The sequence below is a fragment of the Bdellovibrionota bacterium genome, assembly GCA_040386775.1.
Classification (GTDB): domain Bacteria; phylum Bdellovibrionota; class Bdellovibrionia; order Bdellovibrionales; family JAEYZS01; genus JAEYZS01.
The window spans coordinates 103,651-113,442 of the sequence record JAZKEU010000009.1 but is presented as its reverse complement, the minus strand read 5'-3'; the positions used below and the strand labels follow the sequence as shown (position 1 = coordinate 113,442).

General features: G+C 38.0%; 10 protein-coding genes. 6 read left to right on the top strand and 4 right to left on the bottom strand.

The window, feature by feature from the left end:
• Positions 1-70 precede the first annotated feature (70 nt).
• From V4596_04895 to tatC, 3 genes are all read left to right on the top strand, one after another.
• A complete protein-coding gene (locus V4596_04895) occupies positions 71-931 on the top strand; it encodes an endonuclease/exonuclease/phosphatase family protein (protein ID MES2768464.1) in 861 nt (286 codons plus the stop codon).
• A gap of 85 nt (positions 932-1,016) precedes the next feature.
• The gene (tatB, locus tag V4596_04890; protein MES2768463.1) at positions 1,017-1,337 is read left to right on the top strand and encodes a Sec-independent protein translocase protein TatB; all 321 of its coding nucleotides are present in this window, start codon (positions 1,017-1,019) and stop codon (positions 1,335-1,337) included.
• Positions 1,321-2,094, top strand: coding sequence for a twin-arginine translocase subunit TatC (tatC, locus tag V4596_04885; protein ID MES2768462.1), 774 nt, complete (start codon positions 1,321-1,323; stop codon positions 2,092-2,094). The genes tatB and tatC overlap by 17 nt, the downstream gene beginning before the upstream one ends.
• On the opposite strand, the gene V4596_04880 is transcribed toward tatC, so the two are convergent.
• From V4596_04880 to V4596_04865, 4 genes are all read right to left on the bottom strand, one after another.
• Complete coding sequence (locus tag V4596_04880) at positions 2,087-2,914, bottom strand: class I SAM-dependent methyltransferase (protein MES2768461.1); 828 nt, start codon at positions 2,912-2,914, stop codon at positions 2,087-2,089. The genes tatC and V4596_04880 overlap by 8 nt on opposite strands.
• Positions 2,915-2,917: 3 nt before the next feature.
• Entirely contained in the window at positions 2,918-3,535 is a 618-nt protein-coding gene (locus V4596_04875; protein ID MES2768460.1) for a hypothetical protein, read from the bottom strand.
• A 153-nt stretch (positions 3,536-3,688) separates the two neighbouring features.
• On the bottom strand, positions 3,689-4,570 hold the full coding sequence (locus V4596_04870) for a hypothetical protein (GenBank protein ID MES2768459.1): 882 nt from the start codon (positions 4,568-4,570) through the stop codon (positions 3,689-3,691).
• Between the two features lie 116 nt (positions 4,571-4,686).
• Positions 4,687-7,293 (bottom strand): pitrilysin family protein, encoded by a 2,607-nt coding sequence (locus V4596_04865; GenBank protein MES2768458.1) that lies wholly within the window; start codon positions 7,291-7,293, stop codon positions 4,687-4,689.
• A gap of 20 nt (positions 7,294-7,313) precedes the next feature.
• Here V4596_04865 and hemW point away from each other — a divergent pair, with 20 nt between their 5' ends.
• From hemW to V4596_04850, 3 genes are all read left to right on the top strand, one after another.
• A complete protein-coding gene (gene hemW / locus V4596_04860) occupies positions 7,314-8,516 on the top strand; it encodes a radical SAM family heme chaperone HemW (GenBank protein MES2768457.1) in 1,203 nt (400 codons plus the stop codon).
• A 42-nt stretch (positions 8,517-8,558) separates the two neighbouring features.
• Positions 8,559-9,113, top strand: coding sequence for a nucleotide exchange factor GrpE (gene grpE / locus V4596_04855; protein ID MES2768456.1), 555 nt, complete (start codon positions 8,559-8,561; stop codon positions 9,111-9,113).
• Positions 9,106-9,792, top strand: a 687-nt coding sequence (locus tag V4596_04850; GenBank protein MES2768455.1) for a DnaJ domain-containing protein, incomplete at its 3' end; no start/stop codon positions are given. The genes grpE and V4596_04850, both read left to right, overlap by 8 nt.

The following is a 9,792-nucleotide window of genomic DNA, read 5'->3' as shown; positions in this document are numbered from 1 at the left end:
CAAAGAAACCATCACCATATAGCTTCCCTCTCAGCTAGGTGACTAACTTGGCTAGTGTCTCGGGGGGGATATGAAGTTGGGGCGGGATGTTCTTTTAGGGGCGATTCTTTTATCTAATTTGTTTTTAAATACGAATGTAAATGCATTTGCATCGTCAGGACCTTACTGTCCTGATGCTTTGTTCTGGCGTCTATCTCCTCCGGGTGACTTTATCGAAAGCATTGTGGAAACAGATTCTTCTCAAAAATTAAATTTAGAAAACTTAAAACTCTTAGTCTGGAACGTATACAAGGGCGGGAAGCCTGGTGTGTACGCAGATCTAGATATTCTCACTCAAAATTCTGATCTCGCGCTTCTTCAGGAAGGACATTTAAGCAAAGCCTTTCTTAATCTTGCTTGTTCAAGACAAGAGATGAATTGGAAAATGGCGCGAAACTTTATAGATGATAAAGGTATCTTTGCTGGCGTACTTACGGCTGGCAGAGCAAATCCTGATGATTTCTTTTATTTGAAAAGCCCGAATACAGAGCCTTTTTCGGATGTTCATAAAATGACGTTAGTAAATCTTTATGACATTCCTGAAACTGGCGAAAAACTTATGGTTCTTAATGTTCATGGAATTAATTTTGTTCCCCAAGGATTCTTTGAAAATCAAATCAACATGGTAGCGGAGACTATCAAAGGCCACACAGGACCGATCCTGTTTGCCGGTGACTTTAACACCTACACTACTGGAAGAACGGAATTTTTACTGAAAACTATGAAATCTCTAGGCCTTAAACATGCAGAGGTTAAGGGCAATGAATACAGCGGACTTTTTGTACTGGATCACCTTTTTTATAGAGGATTCAAAATCACAAAAACAGAAGTCCTTCACGATGTGACCACATCAGACCACAAACCACTCTATTTCGAACTAAAGCTCCTATAAAGGTGAGCCGCACCTTTTCCACAGGTTTGCGTCATATGATGACGCAAATCTTTACAAAAGGTGCGGCTCACCTTTATATTTGGCCATGTTCAATCTTGGTATTCAAGAATTAGCGGTTATCTTTATTATTGCGTTGGTTTTCATCGGACCCAAGCAATTGCCTGAACTTGCAAAAACTTTAGGTAAAGTATTTAGAGATTTTAAACGCGCCTCTAACGAAATCACAGACTCTCTCCAGAGAGAAGCTCGACAGGTGAGCGACTTTAAGGATGATCTAAAAAAAGATGTTACAAAAGATTTAGATCTTCAGCTTTTACCAGAAACTGATTCCATTGCTCGCCCAAAAATTTCAGATAGCAAACCTCTCGATCAAAAACCGGAAGCCCCAAGTGACGACAAAGCATAGTACTGAAAAACCCAGCTCAGAAACTGAGGGGTTTATTTCCCATCTCGAAGAGCTTAGAAAAAGAGTTCTCTACTCTATGATTTTTATCTCTATTGCCTTTTGTTTTTGCTGGAACTACAGCACAGAAATTTTTAATGTGATTAGAAAACCCATAGCGCCTTATCTTGAGACTGCCGGAGGAGGACTTGTCTTCACTGGCGTGATGGATAAGTTTATGGCGCATTTGAAAGTTTCTTTTCTAGCTGCAATTATCATCTCTTGTCCATTCTGGATTTATCAAGCTTGGCAGTTCGTTGCTCCTGGGCTTTATACCAAAGAGAAGAAATATGGAGCTTCATTCATCATCGCAGGAAGTGTTTTGTTTTTGGGCGGGATTTTCTTTGTTTATTATTTTGTTTATCCTACAACATTTGAGTTCTTAATGAACTTTGGTGGAGATACGGATAAACCACTCATTACAATTTCGGATTATATTTCATTTTTTATTCTTACGACTTTGATGTTTGGATTGGTATTTGAACTCCCTCTGGTGATTGTGCTTCTAGGAGTATTGGGAATTGTGGACGCTAAATTTTTAAGAGCCAAAAGACGTTACGCCATGGTAATCCTTGCTATCATCGCGGCGATTGCAACACCCACACCTGATGCGCTTTCAATGGCAATAATGTTTGGACCATTAGTTGCTCTTTATGAGGTTTCTATTTTCTTTGTGGCTTGGTTTGGTAAAAAGCGGGTTGACGTTGAAGATGCTATTTGATCGCTGTTATTCTCATATACCCTAATTGAATCACCGCATTTTCATTTTTAATTAGTTTTTTTACTTCTGCTTTAACGTTTTTAAGACTCTTTGTGGTCATGCGTTTGTCTTTTATTAAATTTTCGGCAGCGGAGAACATTAGCTCTTCAAAATAGAGAACAAATTCTTTTCTGGCCTTCTTGTCGCGAGAGTCGTAAGTCAAGCCCCTAAAATCCACATCGATATCTTTGTATTTGGATTTTAGAAGCAAATTCCCCAGAGTTGCACCCATGAACGGATTCCCTCCGTGCTCCCACTGAAAATCGTTGAATTCAAACCAGTACTTCAAAATGTTAGGACTGTAAGGATTCACAAAGAATGAAGCGTTCTGCACTTCCGTGCAATAAATTTTTGCCTCGGGAACTAAAATTTTATTCAGCGCTTTTAGTATTTTTAAAGGATCTGGAACGTGCTCTAAGAACCAACAAATAAATGCGCCGTCAAAGTTTTCTTTGAGCTGGCCAATTTTTTCGGCATTCATGCAAAGCAGTCTAACTTGTCCGCTCTCGACATATTTTTTTAGTCTTATTTTGGCAACGTTGATTTGCGCTTCTGAGAGATCTACCCCTAGGATTTCAAGATGCGGAAATCTTTCTAATAAAATTTGCGTCTGTGCTCCTACCCCGCATCCCACTTCGATGATTTTTTTACACTGGCTGAAATCAACTCCCTCAAACACATCGGCCTCAAGCAGTCGGGCTTGATAATAGAGTCTATCTTGCTCTTCCTTGGAATAGCCGTGCAGATATACAACTTTTTTTGATTTCTTTTTTTTTGCCATGTCCTACTGTGCTACTGATTTTTTATCTTTATCAAAAGGAATTGTTACTATTCCTTTTTCTTCTAGTGTCTCGCGAGCAAGCTCTGAACCTGTCTTTAGATACTTCTCATATAGCCGCAAAATGCTTTCATCATTTTGCACTAGTGATTTTTGACTGATTGTGGTTAAAAGATCAACGTATTCCAAAAATCTTGATGAAAAGTCCTTAAATACTTTCCTAGACGTATCCTCTTTGATTTCGCTTGCGAGGGTTGCGTAGGCCACTTCCCCCATATCAACATAATAATCCACATCCACGATCTTTCTAGAAAGCGAATCTGCAAAAAAACCGCTCACATACAGAGAAACATCACCTAATTTTTTCAGCAATTCTATTTTCACCGTTGGATTTGAGTTTTGTGCTTTTAAGAAGGTCTCGGCAAGTGTGTCTCTGGTCTTCTTTCCGTTCTCAGAGTGTGTGTCGAAAAGATTATTGGTGTGGATGTAGTTTTCAAGAATAGAAACCAGATAGTTTTGAGCCAAAGGAAATGTACTCATTTTTCTTGCGACAATTGCCTCTTGAACAACATCGTTGAAAAAATCTTTTGTAGAGACTAAAAAATTAATTTTCTTCTCGCTCATAATATCAAGTCCTTACATATCTTTTCGGAGTATATGTAAGGTGATTATAGAGGAAATAAAACTTTCTGTGTGTCAAAATGAGAAAACCTCGACCAAATCGAGATTTTCAAAAAAAATTTATTTATAAAAGCTATAAGAATTAATAAGAGTCGATCAGTAACTGCACTGCAGATGACTCTGTCCTATATTTTCCAGAGCTTTTTCCGTAGCGGCTTTTACTTTCTCTTCAATTCGCTTTAACGATTTGTCTTTCACCAATCCTTCTTCGATGGCTTCGTTAATACCTACAAGGTAGGTATTTGCTAGATTCCAAAAATCTGGTAGATCTTTTGCGCATTGAGCGGATGCTTTTAATACTTCTATAAGATGCTTCGTAGAAAATACCGCTGTCTCCATTGATCGTTCTGAAGGAGCATTTATTTTCTTTTCTACTTCTTCAAGAGCAGCTATGGAGCGCGCAACATATTCCGACCCCGATTGAACTGGAGACTCAGCCTCTTTCTTTACTAGGATATCTTCCCAGCTATAGATAAAGAGATAAACAAACTGTAATTCTGAGCCTGTGCCCTCACTACTGCCGTTATTCAAAATGTCATTCACCGCAGCTAAAGTTGCTTGTGGAATATTTTTTCTCAAGTCTTCATGTGAAAAGCTGTCTATAATCGCTTGGCGAAGTCCAATAAATTGACGATTTATGATTTCATGAAAATCTTCTAAAGTTTTTGAGTTTGCTTCGGCTGCTTCATAAATTTTAAATGTTTCCTCTAACAGGAATAAAAAGCTTTCAACACCCATTTCTGTATGTTTAAAATTTTTAAATGACATTTCTCCAGTGCGATATTTCTCGTAGATGACTTTACTTCTTTGAATAAATTCTGATGTCGTTTTTGTCTCAACCTCATCCACTTCGTATTGCCAAAGATCATGGCCTATTAATAAAAATTGCTTGTCGTCTTCAAAAGTGATTTCTTCTCTCGCCCACCCCATGGTGCTGAGTAAAATAAAGAAACCTGTAAAAATTAATTTTATTTTCATTTTCCCCCACAATGCTTTCAGAGCTGTACTTTAGAGCAGTACTGAGTGCTGAAATAAATCACACCGGGGTACTTAGACCAAGGGAATTCTCACATACAAAAACATGGAACTGCGGGTCACCATGGACATTCTGGGCCCACAGCACTTTTGACACTATGTTGTGAAAATAAATGCTGCGCAAGTTTTTGAATATCATTTGCAGTGATGCTTTTAATTCTTTCTGCGAATTCCTTTGGAGTCTTATGGGGAATTCCGTAAATTTCGTCAAACAATACCAATGAACTCACATTGCTAGTCTTCTGAGTTCCAATATCGTGCTTACCAATGATATTTTGCTTAGCTCTATCTAATTCTTCTTGGGGGATTTTTTTATCCATTAAAGTATCGAATTCGACCTTCATCATTTCTAAAGCTTTTTTACCCTTGTTTGGTGAACATCCGATGTAGGCTCCGAAGTAACCTGTTTCGATTCCATCCATACGAACTGGCGAAACCGAGTACGCAAGAGAAGCCTTGTCTCTTAAGTTCATAAAAAGACGTCCACCTTGGCCTGAAAGAATTGTTTGCATCACGGTAAGAGCGTGGCGTCTCTCATCGTACATTGAAAGACCTTTGAAACCGTAAACAATATGCGATTGTTCTTTATCCAAAACTTTAAACGTTTTCTGATCTTGCATAATTGTGTCGTGCTCAAATTTCTTCTCGAATCTCTCTCCACGATTCATTTTTGAAATCATTTTATCAAATAAATCCATCCAGTAGTTTTCATCAAAACCCCCTGCGACACATGCTGTGAAATTTTTAGGATTCACATAGGTATCCACTAGTTTTGATAGATCTTGCTGGCCTATTTTAGATAATGTTTCCAGAGTTCCGTAAGTTTCATTTGAATAAGGATGTTCTCCATAAAGACACTTCATGAAATCCATGAACACCAATGAAGACGGGTGATCATTTAGAGTTTTTAATTGGTGGGTTAATATTTCTTTTTCTCTTTCAAACTCTGTAGCAGGAAAGGCTGAGTTGATTATGACATCTTCCAAAAGATTTCCAATCTTACTTTCCACCTGATTTAACATTTGGAAATGAAGGCCAAAAGAGTTTCTTCCAGAATACGGACTCATATGAGCTGCGTTTGTTTCTAAGATATCTGAAATTTGAGATTCAGTCTTGGTTTTCGTTCCGGACAACCACGTTTTAGAAATCAATTCCGAGGTTCCAATTTTATTTTTTGGATCGGCCCTTAATCCACCTAGGAATCCTGTTCGGGCGCTCACAACGTGAGTACCTTCAATTGGCTGGAAGAAAATCTTCGCGCCGCTCTTGTGCTCGATAACTTTTAGATCTGTCGATTTATGGATAATTTTATTTTTCTTAAACTCCAAAGATTCTTGCTTGACTGGATTTTTGCTTTTTAAAATTTTCTCAGCCTTAAAAGAGTCAAATGTTGTCTTATAATCTTCTACCCAAGTAGAGAGAAGAGCCGTTGGATCTTTTTCTTTTTCAGGATAGACCAGCGTCAAAGTCATGTTCTCGGCAGAAAAATATTTCTTTGCAAGCTTTGATAGATATTCTGGCTTCATTGATTTCATTTTTTTCAAATAAATTTGAAAGTGATTAGGATCATTGTACAAAAACTGGTTGTTACCCACTTTTCGCGCAATAGAGTCCATGGTTTCATGGTAGTATTCTGTGCTTTCAAGTTGCGTAATTGCTTTCTTTAATTCCTCTGCAAAGGGTTCCTCTGCTATAAGATATGCCAGTTCATTTGCAGTTTCATCAAGAGTTGCTTCAAGATTTTTATAGTCTAAGTAAGCTGTGATAGAAAAAAATCCTGGTCCGATCGAAGAAAATTGCGAAGCGCCAATCTCATTTACAAGAGGATTTTTCAACCTTAACGATTGGATCAATCTTGTGTTGTCCCCATAAGATAAAATATATGAAAGAAGATCAAGGCCTATCAATTCATCTTTTGAAGCATTTAAAGTTTTCCAAGCGATATTTAAATAACTCTCATTGAATGTTGATTTCTCCACCGCAATGATAGCTTCCGTTTGCGCAGGCTCTTTTGGTCTTTTGACAATTTTTAATTTACCTTTTAGATCTGAGAACTGAGCTTTGATTTTCTTTTTCAAATCTGCTGAGTTAAAATCGCCCACAATCAAAAGATACATATTCTCTGGACAATATCTATCGTGAAAAAGTTTTTTAATTTTTTCTACGGGAGTATTGTTTACGATATGATCATAGCCAATCACCGGTCTGCTATATGGATAGTTTTTGTAAACACTCTCAAAAAGTAAACGGCTTGATTTGCGAGAAGGGCTATCGTTTGACCGCTTGATTTCTTCGATCACGACTTCTCTTTCATTATCCACTTCAATTTTATCAAAGAGAGGTCTTCCCACCATCTCACTCATAGCATCTAATCCTAGATCCACAAATTGGCTAGAAAGAGTCATGTAAAATACTGTTTGATCAAAAGATGTGTAGGCGTTGAGCTCGCCCCCAGCTCCCTCGATGAGTTTTGCAACTTCACCGACCTTGTATTTTTTAGTCCCTTTAAAGAGCAAGTGTTCTATAAAATGACTTAATCCTTCTTGGCCTGTGACCTCATCAGCACTGCCCGTCTTTACCCAAGTTTGTATTGTCACCACCGGAGCTTTATGGTTTTCTACGAGGAGAACTTTCAATTTGTTTGAGAGAAGAAATTTTTGAACCATTTTAATTCCTTTGAGTTTTTATGAAGCCAAACAGGTTTGGAATCTACATTCATATTCCCTATTGTCTTCAGATTTGTCCATACTGTGACTTTGCTAAGTTCGAGATAGGAAAAATCCCTGACCCTGATCATTATACTCAGCTTTTACTATCAGAGATAAGACAAAAACATCATTTAGTTCCCAAAAATGCAATTACCTCAGTTTATTTTGGCGGAGGTACTCCCAGCATCCTCACAGCTGCGCAATTTCAGCTGATCATTAGCGAACTTAAGAGGCACTTCAGAAATTTTGGTGGCGGGGCATTAGGACCTGAGTCTGTCCCCGAGATAACAATTGAAATTAATCCTGGTAATTTAGACGAAAAAAAATTAACAACTTTATTAGAACTGGGTGTAAATCGCTTTAGCGTAGGTTCTCAAACTTTCGATGATAAACTTCTAAAAGACATTGGAAGAAAGCATTCTTCTAAAGAAACCGAAGAAACTCTTGGGCTTCTCAACAAATACGATGTGAATTTCTCTATGGATTTACTATTTGCACTTCCCAATCAAACTTTAGAGACTTTAAAAAGAGACATTGAAGAGTCTTTGAGATTTTCTCCAAAACACGTAAGCACTTATTATTTGAATGTGCCTGAGAAACATAGCCTTTCAAAAGATCGCCCGGATGATGATACTCAAGTCAAAATGTTTGAGGTCATTGACAACACCCTTGAAAAGTACTCTCTTCATCGCTATGAAATTTCAAATTATGCAAAGCCTGGATTTGAATCCAAACACAATCTTCTCTATTGGACAGATCAGCCCTATTGGGGAATCGGATTGAGTTCTCATTCGTTCCTGGACCAGGATAAAACCGATTGGGGAACTCGCTTTTGGAATCCTAAATCGTATGAGGGATATGAAAAGTATATTCGTGAATTGGCAAATCCGAATAAAGTTTCGGCGGGTCTTTCACCAGAGCAAATCGAAGTGCTAAAAAAGCATCAATCCATGACTGAATTCTGCTATACATCATTGAGAAAGATGTCGGGCTTAAATATTGATGATTTTGAAAAAAAATACTCAAATATTCCCAAAACCTTAATACACGAGCTTTCTGTCCTCATCTCCAAGGGGTTGCTGCACAAAGAAGGCACAGTTTACACTCTAACAAAAGAGGGTAAAATTCTTAGCAATCTGGTCTTTGAACGGTTGACGTTTTTAAAAGAAGACCTATATTAAATCTTTGGGTTTACACCTTAAAATTTATATAAGGAGCTATCCGTGGTTAACGAAGAAAACGACAACTCAAGCCAGAATGAAGAAGTAAACGAAGAACAAAAGTTGTCTGAGCAAATGAAAAAAGATGATCCTGCCTCAGAGCTGAAAGCACAGAACGAAAAACTTCTCAATGACATGCTTTATCTAAAGGCAGATTTTGAAAATTATAAAAAAAGAATGATCAAAGAAAGATCTGATGTAATGAAATATGGCTCAGAGAATTTAATCGTATCGCTTCTTGATCTTTTGGATAATTTTGAAAGAGCGATGTCGATGGAAATTACGCCAGAAAATGTAAAAAGTTTTTCTGATGGAATCAATATGATCTCGAGTGAATTCAAAAATGTTTTGAATAGATTTGGTGTTACGGAGGTTAAGGCTTTAGGTCAAAACTTCGACCCCTCTCATCATGAAGCTATGGGCACGGAGCCCACTGACGAGTACAAGCCTGGAACAATTTCGAAAGTGTTTACAAAACCTTACAAATTGCACGACCGCTTGATTCGCCCAGGAAAAGTTATAATCGCACAAGAGGCAAAACAAGAAACGAATGAATAAGTATGAAGATTTTTATAAAATTCTAGGCGTGGCAAAAGGCGCAAGCGAAGACGAGGTAAAAAAAGCCTACCGTAAGCTCGCAATGAAGTATCACCCTGATAAAAATCCTAATGACAAAGTTGCAGAAGATAAGTTCAAAGAAATTTCTAGAGCCTATGAAACTCTAAAAGACCCAAAACGCAGAAAACTCTACGATCAATTCGGCTCTAATCCCTCTTATGCTCAAGCCTTCCATGGTTTTGATCCCTTTAGAAATAATCAGCGAAATAATCAGCAGCAAGGTTTTGGAGGCGGAAATCCATTTGAAGGATTCGCTAGATCGGGCGCCGCTGGATTTGGCGGGCCCGGGAAAGATTCTTTCCAAGATTTGTTTTCTGAGTTGTTTGGAGAATTTTTTCAAGCTCAAGGACCACGAAGAAGTCGTGCCGTTCGCGGTGCAGATTTAAAATACACTCTTTCTATCACTCTTGAAGATGCAGCTCGTGGAGGAGAAAAAATAATTCACTTTTTAAGAAAGCGTGGAGATGTTGAAAAAGCTGCAAAAATTTCTGTAAAGCTTCCTGCAGGTGTTAAGAGTGGACAAAAATTAAAATTAGCACAAGAGGGTGATGAGGGAGAATATGGCGGCGGCAATGGAGATCTTTTTGTTATCGTGCACATCGCAAAACATCCTCTATTT